A 15,977-nucleotide genomic window follows, 5' to 3' on the forward strand; every position below is an offset into this window, starting at 1 on the left:
GCACGCAATGGCGAGACGGAGCGGGTGGAATCCAGATGGTCCCGGCGCATCACATCGGCCAGCACCGTGTCGTAGTCATCGGGCAGACCGGCGGCGATGTTCTGATCATTGCGGCGCCGGGCCCGGGTCTCCGGCGATGCGGTCAGGAAGACCTTCACATCCGCGTCGGGTAGCACCACCGTGCCGATATCGCGGCCCTCCACGACAACATTTTCCGGGCCGGCCGCCAGTTCGCGCTGTAACCGCACCAGCCGCTCCCGGACCGCCGGAACCGCAGAGACCGCCGACACCGCTCGCGTCACATCGTCGCCGCGGATCGCCACCGACACGTCTTCACCGGCGAGATACGACTGTTCACGGTTCGGGTCGTACCCCACCGACAGCGGCACGTCAGCGGCCGCCGCGATCGCATCGGCATCCTCGAGATTGACCCCGGCGCGCACCATCGCCAGCGTGACGATCCGGTACATCGACCCGGTATCCAGATAGCGGGCATCCAGTTCGCGCGCCAACCCCCGTGACACCGAGGACTTTCCGGTGCCAGCCGGACCGTCGATCGCGATGACGGTCACAGTCCGACGGCCTTCGACAACTCGCCGACTTCCTTGCGGGTGAGCACCCGGATGCTGCCCGGCCGCTGATCGCCGAGAGTGACCGGCCCGATATCGGTGCGAACCAGCTCCTTCACCGGGAACCCGACTTCCTCGAGAATCCGGCGCACGATCCGGTTACGGCCCTCATGCAGCGTGACCCGAACCAGAGTCTTGCCCGGCACCGCATCGACCACCGCGAAATCATCGAGCGCAACGGGTCCGTCGTCGAGTTGGATACCGGACTTCAAGGTCTTGCCCAGCCCGCGCGGCACAGATCCGACGACGGTGGCCAGATAGGTCTTGGGCACCTCATAGGACGGATGCATCAGCCGGTGCGCCAGCTCGCCGTCATTGGTGAGCAGCAGCAGACCTTCGGTGTCGGCGTCGAGTCGCCCGACGTGAAACAGCTTCTTGTTGCCGCGCACACGGTGTTCGACCAGATCCCCCACACACGGGCGACCGCGGTCATCCGACATCGTCGAGTGCATCCCGCGCGGCTTGTTGATGGCGAGGTAGACCATCGAGTCGTCGAGCACGATCCGGCCGCCGTCGACCTTGATCTCAGCGGTCTCCGGATCCACCCGGGTACCCAATTCGGTGACGATGCGACCGTCGACCTCGATACGGCCGTCCCGGATCATCCGCTCGGCCACCCGCCGCGACGCGATACCGGCCTGGGACAGAACCTTCTGCAGCCGGATACCCTCGGGTTCGGTCATCTCAGACATCGGTGTCGACCTCAGACATCGGTGTCGACATTGAAAGCGACCGGCTTGTCCTGCCGGGGGCCGGCGGACAATTTCGCGAAACGCGGCTCACTGTCGAGGCTTTCGCTCAGGTCGTCGATCACGTCGACATCGGGAAGTAGCGGTGCGATATCGGGCAGTTCGGCCAGCGATGTCAGGCCGAGCCGCTCCAGGAACATCTCAGTGGTGGAGAACGTGGTGGCGCCGCTGTCGGAGTCGGTGCCGGCCTCGGTGATCAGCCCGCGTGCCACCAGGGTCCGGATCACCGCATCGCAGTTGACGCCGCGCACCGCGCTGACCCGCGCCCGGGTCACCGGCTGCCGGTAGGCCACCACCGCGAGGGTCTCCAGCGCCGCCCGGGTCAGCTTGGACCGGGCGCCGTCGAGCAGCAGGCGCTCCACGTAGGGGGCGAAGCGGGACCGGGTGTACATCCGCCAGCCGCCGCCGGTCTCGCGCAGGTCGATCCCGCTGTCGCGCTCAGTGAACTCAGCGGCGATCCGGCGCAGACCGTCGGCGATCCGGTCGGACGGCTGCGCGGTCGCCGAGGCCAGCGCCTCGACGGTGATCGGCGAATCGACCACCAGCAGCAGTGCCTCCAGGACCCGCGACAGCTCGTCATCCTCGAGGAGTTCGGTCGGCGCCTCGTCGGCACCCAAGCCGTTGTCGAGTTCGGTGTCACGGTCGGTTGCGAGCTCGGCGTCGGTCTCGTCAGCGGTCATTATTCTTCCCACTCGGTTCTCACCAGGTCTTCGTTCGTCAGGCGGTCTCCGGTCCACGAAACCTGCAGCACTCCAAGCGGTTCTGACTGCTCGAATGTTACCGTCCGGGCCCGGTACAGCTCGAGCAGCGCCAGGAACCGTCCGACGATCTGGATGGACTCTGAACAGTCAGCGACCAATTCGGAGAACGACGACCAGTGCCCCACCCCGCGGCGCTCCAGGATCTCCAGCAGCCGCTCAGCCTGCTCGGGCACCGACACCAGGGAGGCGTGCAGGTGTTCGGTGGCCACCACCGGGACCGGGCGTGGGGTGAAGACGGACGCGGCGATCTCGGCGAAGGTCCGAGCGTCGACACCGATCATCACCTCCGGCAGCAGATCGGCGAACTGGTCCTCCAGCGCCACCGCCCGCGGATAGCTGCGCAACGCCGCGGCCTCGAGTTCGGCGAACATCTCCGCGACATGTTTGAACGCCCGGTACTGAAGTAATCGCGCGAACAACAGATCGCGCACCTCCAGCAGGGCCAGGTCCTCGGCGTCCTCGACCTCACCGGCCGGCAGCAGCCGCGCTGCCTTGAGATCAAGCAGGGTCGCGGCGATCACCAGGAAGGTGGTGGTCTCGTCGAGCTCGAGATCGGATCCGATCGAGCGGGTGTAGGCGATGAACTCGTCGGTCACCTGGTGCAGCGCCACCTCGGTGACGTCGAGCCGATGGGCAAAGATCAATTGCAGCAACAGGTCGAACGGACCCTCGAAGTTGGTCAGGGTTACCCGGAAGCCTTTTTCCGGAGCCTTCTCGTCAGAACCCGACTCGGGCGCGACATCTGTCGTCACCTGATCGGTCGTCACTTGATCGGTAGTCACTTGGCCGGTAGTCACTTACCGAAGCGGTCGATGACCTCGCGGGCCAGTGCGCGATACGCCTGTGCACCACCGGATTTCGGCGCCCAGGTGGTGATGGGCTCGCCGACGACGCTGGTCTCGGGGAACCGGACGGTGCGGGTGATCACGGTGTCGAACACCAGATCGCCGAAACGCTCCAGGACCCGCGCCATCACCTCGCGGGCATTGACCGTGCGGGTGTCGAACCGGGTCACCAGGATGCCGTCGATGGTCAGTTTGGGGTTGAGCCGGTCACGAACCTTGTCCACGGTGTCGCTCAGCAGCGCCAGACCGCGCAGGGAGAAGAACTCACACTCGGTCGGGATGATCACCGCGTCCGAGCACGCCAGCGCGTTGACGGTGAGCAGACCCAGCGACGGCTGGCAGTCGATCAGCACATAGTCGTACTGGTCGAGCAGTGGCCGCAGCGCCCGCGCCAGAGCCTGCTCGCGGCCTACCTCGTTGACCAACTGGATCTCGGCGGCCGACAGGTCGATATTGCTGGGCACCAGGTCCAGTCCGTCGACCTTGGTGTGGATCAGCACGTCGGAGATCGGCACCCGCGGTTCGACCAGCAGGTTGTGCACGGTGTTGGCCAGTTCGTAGTGCGGCACGCCCAGGCCCGCCGACAGTGCGCCCTGCGGGTCCAGATCCACCAGGAGCACCTTGCGCCCGTAACCGGCCAGCGAGGCGCCCAGGTTGATCGTCGACGTGGTCTTCCCGACGCCACCCTTCTGGTTGCACATCGAGATCACCACGGCGGGGCCGTGGCTGGTCAGCGGGCGGGGTTCAGGAATCTGGCGAGCCGGCCGGCCGGTGAGACCGACCGCCACCTCGTCTGTCTCCTCGGTCATCGGCGAGAGTCTAGCCGCTGACCTCGGGCGCGGGTTCCGTTGGACCCGGGTCGGCTTCGGCCAACCGCACGACGCCGGATTCGCCGTCGAGGACGACCCGGTCGCCGGTCGCGAAAACCCGGGTCGCGATCCGGGTGTTCACCACCGCCGGCAGCCCATATTCGCGCGCCACCACCGCGCCGTGTGAGACCGCGCTTCCGACGTCGGTGACCAGACCGGCGATCAGGCTGAAATACGGGGTCCAGCCGACGTCGGTGATCGGCGCGATGAGGATCTCTCCGCGCTGAAGGGCGGCTGCCTCGTCGAGGTTGCGCACGATCCGTGCGACCCCGGTGACCCGTCCGCGGCTCACCGGGGCTCCGCGGACGACGCCGGCGGACTCGCCGGTCGGCACCTCCAGATCGAGATCGAGCCGATCGGGTTCGCCTTGGAACACGTCCGGGAATTCATAGGTCTCCTGCACCGCGAAGGCCTCCCGGCGGGCCAGTGCCACCGGCACGAGCCCGGTTTCGCCGTCCCCGGCCAGCCGTCCGAGTTCGTCATGGGTGAGGAAGAAGGCCGCGTCGGCGTCCGGCAGCAGTCCCTCCGCCACCAGGAGTGCGGCAAGGGTGCGGTAGGCCTCCTTGAAGCGGGTGGTGACGGCGACGAGGCCGGACTTCGTCTCTTCGCGTGAGCGGACCGCCCGGCGCGCCATCCGGGCCAGCAGCGCGACGGCGCGGCCGCTTCCCCCCGGGTCAGACGGTCCGGTGTCGGCGGGCCGGGTGGGCCTGACACGCACCGATCCACGCTGGCGCAGCGAGACCTGCAGGGAGCGGATCACCGGCCGTGGATCCGCCCGCCACTCCGGCTGGCGCAGTTCCAGCTCCTTGATGGCGCGGTGGCCGTGGTCACGCAGATAGCGTTCGAACTCCGCACCGGCCGCACCGGCCGCCGGTGACCGGATCCAGTCCAGCGCCGCGTCCGGTTCGGCATCGGTGAAGGACCTCTCGCCGTCGGGATGAGCGGCGATATGGTGCGCGATGCGTTCGGCGCCGGCGATGATGTCGGCGCTCTCGACGTCGTCGGCTCCGGCAAGCAACGCCGCCACGGTGGCGTGATCGGCTTCGGAGGCCTCGCGGCCCCCGGCGATCACCCCGAGCAGAGTCGGCGTGAGGACACCGGAGCCGGCCGAAGAGATCAGGTGGTAGTGCATCGCGTCGTAGATGAATGGGAAGCGCCGGTCGATCTCCCGCCATGCGGCAGAGGCGGTTTCGGACGCGGGGAAATCCAGCTCGGTGACCAGACGCTTCATCTCCCGCCGCGCCTTGGGTTGACCGAGCAGATATTTGATGTACCGGCCACCGTTGGCGGTGCGACGCAGACGCGACGGCGGTTCGCCGCCGCGAATCGTGAACTCTGTGACGGGCCGGCCGCACACCGAGAGCGCCAGCTGGTCGGCACTGGAGCCGAGGGCGTGCGTCGCGGTCTCGCTCATGGTGCTGAGGTTGAGGAAAAGATGCCCGGAATTCATGATGAGGAAGCGCATGTCCGGCACCACCGCCTTTTGGATGCCGACCTGCACGTGCATCATCTGCATGCCGACGTCGATACTGCGCGCGGTGAAGGAGTAGGACAGCGGGGTGCACGCGCCCGGGAACATCTCACCGACGTTGCACCGGGTGTAGACGTGCGTCGGGTCGACAATCGGGGTGTCGAGCTCGTTGGGGTCGGGCGGCAGATGGGTGATGGGACGCGCCTGCAGCCAGTGGATCTCATCGTCCCCGTCGACCGCCCACTCGAGATCCAGTGGACACCCTTCGGCCGCTTCGGCGGCCAGCGCCGAGGCCACCAGCTTGCGCCGGACGGCTTCGCCGAGAATCGGCGCCGCGCCCTCGAGTTGGGCCTGGCGAGTGGTCCCGGTGCGGTCCAGAACATAGTGGTCCGGGGAGGCATGACCGCTGACCAGCGCCTCGCCCAGGCCGCGCACCGCGTCGATGATGAGGCGATCCCGACGCCCGGTGACGGGGTCTGCGGTGAACAACACCCCGGCGCTTGCGGCCGGCGCCATGTTCTGCACCACGACCGACATCGCCACCTCGGCGTCGTCGTGCGCGCTCTGCCGGCGGTAGGCCGCTGCCCGGTCGTTCTGCAATGAGGCAAGGCAGGTTTCGATGGCCGCGCGCAGTGCGTCGATTCCCGTGACGTCGAGGATCGTCTCGTATTGCCCGGCGAAGCTGGCGTCGGCGGAGTCTTCACCCAGGGCCGAGGAGCGCACTGCCACAGCCCCGCCGCCCAACTGCACGTAGCGGGCCTCAAGGTCCTCGGGCAGATTGCCGGGGCTGGCGCCGACGACCACGAACGCCGCCGGCACCCGCAGTCCGAGCCTGACGAGGGTGGCCAGACCTTCGGCCTTCCCACCGACCGGCGCATCGCCGAGGTCGTCGAGGGTCAGGATGGTGGGCGCCGTCACCGGTCCGGGCTTCCCGCTGATACCGGGCTCAGGTCGTACTCGTGCAGACCGGATTGGTCGTGGAGCTTGGCGTACTCCTTGAAACGCCCGGGGAACAGGAAGGGCGTGCGCCCGTTTGCGTCCTGGTAGTAGCTGCTGCACGACGGCGATGCCCAGGAGTAGCGTCCGAAGCGCTCCGCCAGCCAATCGTTGTAGGCGAGGTGGAGCTTCGGGTTGACTGCCAGCGCACGCACACCGGCCGCCTGTTTGGCGACCAGCAAACCGACGATGGTCTTGATGTTGCGCTCGACTGTGCGGAAGTAGGGCACGTCCAGCGGTAGGCCATTGGGGCCCACGGCGAGGAAGTAGTTCGGAAAGTGCGGCACTGCAATACCTTTGAAGGCCCCGATGGAGGTCGACGTGGCCTCGGCGAGGCTCTCGCCGGCCTCGCCGACGACGTCGATCCTGTCGAAGTCCAGGATCCGGTAGCCCGTGCAGAAGATGATGACGTCGGCGTCGATCTCGCGACCGCTCGCGGTGGTGACTCCGGTCGGGCGCACCGCACGCAGCCCCTCCGGGATCAACTCGACGTTGTCGCGCAGCAGAGCCGGGTAGAAGTCGTCGGAGACCAGACCCCGCTTGCAGCCGTAGGGGTCGGTGGGCGTGAGGGCGGCGCGCAACTGCGGATCGGGGATCGCGCGGTCGATGAACGCGCGGGCCCGGGACTCGAACTGCCTGGCCCGGTTGTGGCCCAGGGTGGCGGCGTCGTGAACCAGGCTCATCAGGAACTGCTGCACACGCCGGATGAGCAGCATCGTGACCGGCAACCGCCGCCACCGGAGCCGCTGGGCGTCCGAATAGAACCTGCGGCCCCTCGGCATGATCCAGTTCGGTGAGCGTTGCAGCACCGTCAGCGTGCCCGCGACTTTCGCAACCTCGGGAACGATCTGGACGGCGCTGGCCGCCGAGCCGACCACCACAACACGTTTCCCGGTCAATTCGACGCCGTGATCCCATCGGGTGCCGTGGAAACTCGCCCCCTGGAATTCGTTGATACCGGGCACATTCGGGTAGCGGGGCGTGTGCTGGTTGCCCATCGCATTGATGACCACGTCGAACTCGAAACGCTCCCCGGCGGTGCTCTCCAGGACCCAGTAACCGTCGTCCTGGTAGCGGGCGCCGGCGATGCGCGTGTTCAGGGTGATGTGCGGGGTGAGGCCGAATTCGCGGGCGCAGGTCTGCAGATAGGCCTCGATCTCGGGTTGCTCGACGAAGCTGGCACTCCACTCGGCGTTGGGCCGATAGGAGAACGTGTACGCGTGAGCCCAGACGTCGCAGGCGAGGCCGGGGTAGGTATGCAGGTGCCAGGTTCCGCCTACGGCGTCGGTGGCCTCGAAGATCGTGAAGTTCGTGAAGCCCCGGGCAAGTAACTCGTGGCCTGCTGCCAGGCCCGCGGGCCCGGCGCCGATCACCGCGATCCGCAGGGCGTCCGGGGTCAAGGCCGCATCGCCGTCGAGTCGTCCCATGCGTTAATCCACCTCGGTCAGGGCGGGTAGTTCCCGGTCCCGCAGTGCTTCGTATCGGTGCCGGAGTTGCTCGGCGTAGCTGGGCCTGGTGGGTATCAGGAACGTCCCGGAGCGAATCCCGTCGAGCACCGGTCCCACAGCCTCGTCGGGAGACATTCCCTGGGAGATGATCTGTGCCAGGGCGGCGGCCGTGCCCTGGCCGTCCTCGGTGGAGTCGACTCCGAACCGGGCCGGCCGGACGGTCGAGGATCGCGCGATCGCGGTGTCGAAGGCACTGGGCACGAGCACCGACGCACCGATCTTCGAGCCGACCAGAGCCAGATCGTGGGCCAGGCACTCGGTCAGGGAGAAGGCCGCGCACTTGGACACCACATAGGGTCCCGACAGCGGAGCGGAGACGAATGCCGCCACCGACGCCGTATTGATCACGTGCCCCTCGGTGCCCTGGGCGATCATCCGCGGCAGAAAACTGCGCTGGCCGTGGATGATTCCGAAAACGTTGACGCCCAGGGCCCATTGCCAATCCTCGACGCTGCGCTCCCAGCAGAGCCCACCCTGGAACACACCGGCGTTGTTGACCAACAGATCGACCTGACCAAATTCGGCGAAACAGTAATCGGCCAGCGCGTCGACCGCTGCGGCATCGGCCACGTCCACCTGTCGTGCGACGGCTGCGGCGCCGGCCTGCCGGGCCGTCGCCACTGCGCCCGCGCCGGCCTGCTGGGCCGTCGCCAATGCGCCGGAGCCGTCGATGTCGACGGCCACCACGCGCATTCCCTCGGCCGCCAAACCGATGGCAAGGGCGCGGCCGATTCCGTGCGCGGCGCCGGTGACGACAGCGACTCGTCCGTCAAAATCGCCGATCATCGATGGGTACTCGTTTCAGGTAGGTGCGATCCGCGAGTGGCGCAGGTGAGACACACCTTGCCAGAATCCGCTAGGCCCGGGGGTGTGCCCCGGCCCAGACCTCCCGCAGGGCGTTCACGGTGACCAGGGTGTAGATCTGGGTGGTGGTCACCGAGGCGTGACCGAGCAGTTCCTGGACGACGCGCACGTCGGCGCCACCGTCGAGCAGGTGGGTGGCGAACGAGTGCCGCAGCGTGTGCGGGGACACCGCCGCGGCGATCCCGGCCCGTTCGGCGGCATCTTGGAGCACCTGCCAGGCGCTCTGCCGGGACAGCCTGCCACCGCGGGCGTTGAGGAAGATCGCTCCCGCGGGGGCAGGAGCGGTGCGCCCACGGCCGGCCAGGTCCGGTCGGCCACGCACCAGGTAGGCATCCAGCGCGGCCAGGGCGGGACGCCCCACCGGCACCAGTCGCTGCTTACCGCCCTTACCGCGCAGCAGCACCGACCGGGCCTGGGTGTCCACATCGTCGACGTCGAGGCCGACGGCCTCCGATATCCGCGCCCCGGTGGAGTAGAGCAGTTCCAGCAGCGCCCGGTTGCGCAGCGTCAGCGGGCCGTCGCTGGGAGCATCGCCGCCGGCGCCGTCGAGCAGAGCCAGCACCTCGTCCAGTGCCAGGCTCTTGGGCAGCCGCCGGGTCGGGGTGGGCGGTTTGACCGCCCGGGCCACGTCGAGGTCCAGGATGCCCTCGGCAGCGGCGAACTTGTGCAGGCCGCGCACGGCGATCAGAGCCCTGGCCGCCGACACCGCCGACAGGGCGGTCACCCCCGCGTCGGGGTCGCCACGGCGCAGCGCGACCAGGAAGTCGCTGACATCGATCTCGGTCACATCACGCAGATCGTGGATATTGCGGCCGGCGAGGTGTTCGCCGTAGCGGCGCAGATCGCGGCGATACGACACGATCGTGTTGGTCGCCACACCGCGTTCGATGCTCAGGTGATCCAGATAGCCCTGCAGCTGACCCCCGAGAGCGGTGTTTGCGAGTTCGGTGGGCTGAAAGGTCGTCATCGGCGCACCGCGCGGGCCGCGAATGCGGCGGAACGATCCGGCCACGGCGCACCCACCGGTCGGGTGGGCTTGCCGTCGACGATCACCGCGTGCGCGGCGAGCACGCCCGCGGCGGCGGTGGCGTTGACCACCTCGCCGGAGAGCACCCGGTCGACGGCCTCGGCCAGCGGAACCCAGTGCACGCTGAGATCGGCCTCCTCGTGATCGGCCGGCGGGCGGCCGAGATCGCGCAGCCCGCGGGCCAGGTACACCCGGATCGCCTCATCGCAGAATCCCGGTGACACGGCGAGATCGATCAGCACCCGCCAGTCGTCAGCGACCAGACCGGTCTCCTCACGCAGTTCACGCGCCGCCGCTTCGGCGGGATCCTCACCGGCGCCGTCAAGCAGTCCGGCCGGCAGTTCCCACAGCCGACGCCCCAGCGGGTGCCGGTACTGGTAGATCATCGCCAGCCGGCTCTCGTCGTCGACTGCGGCCACCGCGACCGCGCCGTAGTGTTCGACCACCTCACGCGTCGCGGAGCCGCCGCCGGGCATCCGCACCTCATCGGTACGCAGCGCGAGAATCGTTCCCTGATAGACGGTTTCGCTGGCGAGAGTCTCGAAATCGTGGTCAGCCACGGGCATGTTCCGGCAGCGACTGCGTGGGGTCGCCCTCGCGCTCCTTGCCGTTGGCGTGCTGTTCGGGGATCTCGACCGGCAACCGCTCCCCGGCCTTGTACTCCAGTGCGGCGCCGACAAATGCGGCGAACAACGGGTGCGGACGGGTGGGGCGGCTCTTGAGTTCGGGATGGGCCTGGGTGCCGACCAGGAACGGGTGCACCTCACGCGGATACTCGACGAACTCCACCAGATGACCATCCGGCGAGGTGCCGGAGAACAGCAGCCCACTCTCGGCGATCCGGTCGCGGTAGGAGTTGTTCACCTCGAAGCGATGCCGGTGCCGTTCCGACACCGTGGTCGCGTCATAGGCCGCGGCCACCACCGACCCGGGTTGCAGCACCGCCGGATAGGCGCCCAACCGCATGGTGCCGCCCAGGTCTGCATCGCCGGCCACGGCGTCACGCTGATCGGCCATCGTCGAGATCACCGGATCAGGTGTGCCGGGTTCGAACTCCGCGGAATTGGCCTCGGTCAGCCCGACCGACCGCGCCGCCTCGATGACGATGCATTGCAGACCCAGGCAGAGGCCGAGTAGCGGGACACCGCGGTGACGGGCGTAGCGGATCGCGCCGATCTTTCCCTCGATACCGCGGATACCGAACCCGCCCGGGATCAGCACACCGTCGACATCGTCGAGGACGGCCGCCGCGCCGCTGTCGGTGTCGCAGTCATCGGATGCCACCCACCGCATCTCGACCTTGGCCCGATGCGCGAACCCGCCGGCCCGCAGTGCCTCGGCCACCGACAGGTAGGCGTCGGAGAGGTCGATGTACTTGCCCACCAACGCGATTCGCACCGTCTCCTGCGGGTCGTGGACCCGGCGCAGCAGGTCGTCCCAGATGGTCCAGTCGACATCGCGGAACGGCAGGTTCAACCGGCGCACCACATAGGCGTCGAGTTCCTCACGGTGCAGCACCTTGGGGATGTCGTAGATCGACGGCGCGTCAGGTGTGGAGACCACGCCGTCGACGTCGACGTCGCACATCAGCGCGATCTTGTTCTTCAGCGGTTCGGGAACATCGCGGTCACAGCGCAGGATCAACGCGTCCGGGGTGATACCGATACTGCGCAGCGCGGCAACCGAGTGCTGGGTGGGCTTGGTCTTCAGCTCGCCGGACGGCGCCAGATAGGGGATCAGCGAGACGTGCAGGAAGAAGCAGTTCTCCCGGCCCACTTCATGGCGGACCTGCCGGGCGGCTTCCAGGAACGGCAGCGATTCGATATCGCCGACGGTGCCGCCGATCTCGGTGATCACCACGTCCGGCCGGTTGCCATCGGCATCGGGTTCGGTCATCGCGATGATGCGGCGCTTGATCTCATCGGTGATGTGCGGGATCACCTGGACGGTGTCGCCGAGATACTCGCCGCGGCGCTCCTTGGCGATCACGGTCGAATACACCTGGCCGGTGGTCACATTCGCGAACCCGGACAGGTTGCGATCCAGGAACCGCTCGTAGTGGCCGACGTCGAGGTCGGTCTCGGCGCCATCCTCGGTGACGAATACCTCGCCGTGCTGGAACGGATTCATGGTGCCGGGGTCGACGTTGAGATAGGGGTCGAGTTTCTGCATGGTGACCTGCAGGCCGCGCGCGGTGAGCAACTGCCCGAGGCTGCTGGCGGTCAGTCCTTTGCCCAGCGATGAGACCACCCCGCCGGTGACGAAGAGATGCTTGGTGGCGGTCTGAGAATGCTTGCGCAAAGGTGGCAAGGGAGACCTCCGTGACGACAGCGCAGGACTTGGTTTTCCGGGGCCATCGACGGATCAACCGCCCCGGTTGGGGCCTGCCGACCCACGGACATTGACCCTAACACCGACCCCGACAACCGGCCGTGCACACACCGGCGCGGCGCGTTACGTGCGGGTTACTGGGGCACGGGTTACTGGGGCACGGTGACTGCGGCCGCGCCCGCGCCGACGCCATACTTGGCCGGGGCGACCCCGGCGATCAGCGCCTGCAGGGCCAGGATCGTGGTGATCCGTCCGGCGACGGTGCCGATGTCGTCGACAGTGGTCACCGCACCAGCGAGGGCGGCGTCATTGCGGGTCACCGCGACAGCGGAGACCCCGCCGGCCGAGCCGTCCCGGCCGGCCAGCACAGTGCCGGATCCGTGTGGCGCCAACCCGGCGGCGAAGCGTGCCACCGTCAGGCCCCGGTTGCCGGCGTCATCGGCCAGAGCCCCGCCGGTGATCACCAGCGCGGTGTCGGCGGCCCCCACCCGGTCGTAGGTGATGAACCCGGTGTCGCGCAGCGCGCCGAGCACGGTGTCTCGGGCCGGGTCGTCCACCGGAGCGATCTTGGGGTCACGGTTGATCAGCACCGCCAGCCCGACCAGATCGCCGGCCTGTGAGCTCTGATCGACCAACGCGGTGTCGAGCTGGGCACCGGCCGGGACGATCGGCGAGTTCACCACCGAACGCAGTTTCTCCGCGTCGGCGGCATCGACGAACGCATCCGTCAGCCCCACCGTCCCGGTCACTGTGCCGCCGGCCTGACCGACCAGTCCGACCAGGGCATCGACGTCGCCGTCCTCGGCATCAGGGGTGCGAAACACCACCACGGACTTGCCGGCCAGTGCGTCACGGACGACCCGGCCGGATATCTGGGCGTCGAACTGATCGGCCGCCTTGAGCCGGCCGGCCAGGGTGTCCTTCTCATCGGTCAGCGACCCGGCTTGCTTCTGCAATGCCGCCTTACCCTCGGAGACCCCGGAGCGCATGGTGTCGTTGAGCACTCCGGAACCCAGCACCACACCGATCGCAAGGGCCAGGAATACCGCCGCGAGCGAGATGATGTGGTGGCGAAGCGTGATCACGTCGCTATGACCCTCCGGGCATCCAACTCTGGACCCACACGGAGACGCGGTTCCAGTAGTCGACGATCCAGTCGATGACGACGGTATCCGCGCGCGAAACCCACAGCGCGGCGACCACGGCCAGTAACACCGCCAGGATCAGCAGCGCAATCGCGGTGCCGGAGATGTGGTTACGGTACAGCGTCGCAACCGCTTTCGCGTCGACGAGCTTCTCGCCCACCTTCAGCCGGGTGAGGAATGTCGACGGGTTGCTCTGCACCCGGGTGCGGTCGAAGAACTCCTCGATGTTGGCCGAGTGGCCCGCGGTCACGATCAGCGAGGCGCCGTGGTGATCGACGAGCAGCAGTGCCAGATCAGCGGCCGAACCCGCGGCCGGGAAGGTCATGGCACCGATGCCGAGATCTTGGATGCGCTCCAGACCGGATGCGTGGCCGTCGGCGTCGGCGGGCAGCACCACCTGGGCACCGCACTTGAGCACGTCCGCGCTCATCTGTTCGGGGTTGCCGACGATCAACTGCGGGCGGTAGCCACCCTCACGCAGGATGTCCGCACCGGCGCCGGCGCCGACCAGCACCGGCTGGTACTCCTTGATGAACGGCTTGAGCGCTTTGAGGTCAGCGGCCGCACTCGGACCGTCGGAGACCACGACGACATGGCGCCGGTAGACGTCGACGTCGATATCGGGGATCCCGATACCGTCGATCAGCAGTGGGCTTTCACTGCGGATGAATTCGATCGAGTTTCCGGCGAAGGCCTCCAGGTGTGCGACCAGGCCGGTCTTGGCGTCGTGCATGAGATCGGAGATCTCTTCGTCGGTGCGCTCCACCCCGTGCACCAGTCGACGGTCGCCGTGATAGACGCCGCCGTCGTGCAATCGCACCTTGGAGCCGTCCTTGATCTTCTTGAAGATCTCCGGCCCGGCATTGTCGATCAGGACGATGTTGTTGGCCATCAGAACCTCGGGACCCAGGTTCGGGTAGCGCCCGGAGATCGACGGCGAGGCGTTGACCACACCGATGACACCGGCGTCAACCAATGCGTCGGCGGTGACCCGGTCCAGGTCGAGGATGTCGAGGACGACGATGTCGCCCGGCCCGACCCGGCGGAGCAGTCGGTCGATATCGCGGTCCACCCGCGCGTGGCCGATGACGCCAGGACGATCACTGGTGTTGCGGGAAAGAAGCGCAGACATCTTCATGGGCCGATTTTGTCGGCGTCCGGGGCCGGATCGAGGTAGGCGCGCCGTAACAGCAGCCCCAGAAGTTACTTTCTTTCACACGAGTAACAGGTACTCAGCGTTCCTGCCGGGCGCTCTCCAGCAGCTCGCGGGCGTGCGCGCGGGCGGTGTCAGACTCCCCCAGACCGGCCAGCATCCGGGCCAGTTCCACCACCCGGTCGTCATCGTCCAGACTCCGCACCCGGCTGGCACCACTGCCGCCCTCGACCACCAGGTGGGTGTCCGCGTAGGCCGCGACCTGCGGCAGATGGGTCACCACGATCACCTGATGGGTGCGGGCCAGCCGGGCCAGCCGCTTGCCGATCTGCACCGCGGCCCGGCCGCCGACCCCGGCATCCACTTCGTCGAACACCATGGTGGTGCCTTCGGCCGAGGCCGCCAGCACCACCTCGAGCGCGAGCATCACCCGGGACAGTTCGCCGCCGGAGGCGCTCTTGCTCAGCGGCAGGACTGAGGTCGATCCCGGGGTGCCGCCCCCATCGGTCTGGCGTTGCGCGGTGAAACCGAACTCGATCGCGTCGACGCCGTCGGAGCCGGCATGGGCGATCTCGCCGGACGGCAGCGTCAGCGGCGCACCGTCGTCCTCGTAGGCCTCCATCGTGGCGACCGTCACGGTGAAGTCGGCATCGGCCATCGCCAGGCCGGACAGTTCCCCGGTGACCGCGGTGGCCAGTCCAGTGGCAGCCGCCGCACGCGCCTTGGAGAGTTTCACCGCGGCGGCGGCGACCTTGCCGGCGAGTTCGTCGACCCGCCGGGCCAAGCCGACCAGGGCTTCCTCGGAGACATCGAGCTGCGCCAGCCGCTGTCGTGACTCGGCCGCCCAGGCCAGCACGCCGTCGACGACGGCGGCGTACTTGCGGGTGAGGCTGCGCAACTCGGCCTGTCGGGCCAGTTTGGTCTCCAGGGTGCTGGCATCGGCGGGCAGACCGGCCAGATAGTCACCGAGTTCGCGGGCCACATCACCGGCCGCGCCGAGCGCCTCGTGCAACTGGTGGCCCAGGGCTGTCAGCGTCGCGTCATCGGTGGACTCCAGCAACGCTGCGGCACGAGCCAATTGCGCTGTCGCCGAACCAGATTCGTCGTCATCCGAGCCCGACAGGGCTTCCCGTGCTCCGGCAGCGGCCTCCCGGACCGAGTCGAGTTCGGACAGCCGGCGGATGTCGGCGACGAGGACGTCGTCCTCGGCCGGCTTCGGATCGACCCGGTCGATCTCGGCGAGCGCGAACTTTAGCCGATCGGCCTCCTGCGCCACCTCCCGCGCCCGGCTGGTGCGATCGTCGAGATCCCAGCGGGCAATCAGCCACTCATCGCGCAGCTTGCGGTAGCGCTCGAGCACATCGGCGACGCCGGCGAAGCGATCGAGTGCGGCGCGCTGTTCCTCAGGCCACATCAACCTGAGCTGATCGTTCTGGCCGTGCAGAGTCAGCAACCCGGTGGTCAGGGCGCTCAACGACTTCGCGGGCACGCTGCGCCCGCCCAGGTAGGCGCGCGACGGACCATCGCGGCTGACGGTGCGCAGCGCGATGATGCTGCCGTCGTCATCACGGTCGGCCCCCGAGGAGGCCAGGATCTCCCCGACCCGGACCGCGATGGCCGGGTCGAGAC

The 15,977-nt window shown here is 68.0% G+C and carries 14 protein-coding genes; all 14 read right to left on the bottom strand.

Going from position 1 to position 15,977, the window contains the following annotated elements; translation table 11 throughout:
• A partial coding sequence (cmk, locus tag ACR2JI_RS01615; protein ID WP_526387325.1) for a (d)CMP kinase occupies window positions 1-572 on the bottom strand: 572 nt, incomplete at its 3' end.
• The gene (locus ACR2JI_RS01620) at window positions 569-1,321 is read right to left on the bottom strand and encodes a pseudouridine synthase (protein ID WP_526387327.1); all 753 of its coding nucleotides are present in this window, start codon (window positions 1,319-1,321) and stop codon (window positions 569-571) included. The genes cmk and ACR2JI_RS01620, both read right to left, overlap by 4 nt.
• An 11-nt stretch (window positions 1,322-1,332) precedes the next feature.
• Entirely contained in the window at window positions 1,333-2,058 is a 726-nt protein-coding gene (gene scpB / locus ACR2JI_RS01625) for an SMC-Scp complex subunit ScpB (protein WP_526387329.1), read from the bottom strand.
• Window positions 2,058-2,906: a segregation/condensation protein A gene (locus tag ACR2JI_RS01630; protein WP_526387351.1), complete on the bottom strand. Its 849-nt coding sequence runs from the start codon at window positions 2,904-2,906 to the stop codon at window positions 2,058-2,060. Before ACR2JI_RS01630 ends, scpB begins: the two co-directional genes overlap by 1 nt.
• 26 nt (window positions 2,907-2,932) lie before the next feature.
• Window positions 2,933-3,793, bottom strand: coding sequence for a ParA family protein (locus ACR2JI_RS01635; protein WP_526387331.1), 861 nt, complete (start codon window positions 3,791-3,793; stop codon window positions 2,933-2,935).
• Window positions 3,794-3,803: 10 nt separating this feature from the next.
• Window positions 3,804-6,242: a PEP/pyruvate-binding domain-containing protein gene (locus ACR2JI_RS01640; protein WP_526387333.1), complete on the bottom strand. Its 2,439-nt coding sequence runs from the start codon at window positions 6,240-6,242 to the stop codon at window positions 3,804-3,806.
• Complete coding sequence (locus tag ACR2JI_RS01645; RefSeq protein WP_526387335.1) at window positions 6,239-7,747, bottom strand: flavin-containing monooxygenase; 1,509 nt, start codon at window positions 7,745-7,747, stop codon at window positions 6,239-6,241. Before ACR2JI_RS01645 ends, ACR2JI_RS01640 begins: the two co-directional genes overlap by 4 nt.
• A gap of 3 nt (window positions 7,748-7,750) precedes the next feature.
• On the bottom strand, window positions 7,751-8,614 hold the full coding sequence (locus ACR2JI_RS01650) for an SDR family NAD(P)-dependent oxidoreductase (protein WP_526387337.1): 864 nt from the start codon (window positions 8,612-8,614) through the stop codon (window positions 7,751-7,753).
• A 70-nt stretch (window positions 8,615-8,684) separates the two neighbouring features.
• Window positions 8,685-9,659: a site-specific tyrosine recombinase XerD gene (gene xerD, locus ACR2JI_RS01655; RefSeq protein ID WP_526387339.1), complete on the bottom strand. Its 975-nt coding sequence runs from the start codon at window positions 9,657-9,659 to the stop codon at window positions 8,685-8,687.
• Entirely contained in the window at window positions 9,656-10,279 is a 624-nt protein-coding gene (locus ACR2JI_RS01660; RefSeq protein ID WP_526387341.1) for an NUDIX domain-containing protein, read from the bottom strand. The genes xerD and ACR2JI_RS01660 overlap by 4 nt, the downstream gene beginning before the upstream one ends.
• On the bottom strand, window positions 10,272-12,020 hold the full coding sequence (pyrG, locus tag ACR2JI_RS01665; RefSeq protein ID WP_526387343.1) for a CTP synthase: 1,749 nt from the start codon (window positions 12,018-12,020) through the stop codon (window positions 10,272-10,274). The genes ACR2JI_RS01660 and pyrG overlap by 8 nt, the downstream gene beginning before the upstream one ends.
• Before the next feature lie 179 nt (window positions 12,021-12,199).
• On the bottom strand, window positions 12,200-13,135 hold the full coding sequence (locus ACR2JI_RS01670; RefSeq protein WP_526387345.1) for a copper transporter: 936 nt from the start codon (window positions 13,133-13,135) through the stop codon (window positions 12,200-12,202).
• 4 nt (window positions 13,136-13,139) lie between these two features.
• A complete protein-coding gene (steA, locus tag ACR2JI_RS01675) occupies window positions 13,140-14,333 on the bottom strand; it encodes a putative cytokinetic ring protein SteA (protein ID WP_526387347.1) in 1,194 nt (397 codons plus the stop codon).
• 94 nt (window positions 14,334-14,427) lie between these two features.
• Window positions 14,428-15,977: DNA repair protein RecN (recN, locus tag ACR2JI_RS01680; RefSeq protein ID WP_526387349.1), on the bottom strand; the 1,550-nt coding region annotated here is incomplete at its 5' end.

Source organism: Mycobacterium sp. (assembly GCF_051006775.1).
In the GTDB taxonomy this organism is placed as follows: Bacteria; Actinomycetota; Actinomycetes; order Mycobacteriales; family Mycobacteriaceae; genus Mycobacterium.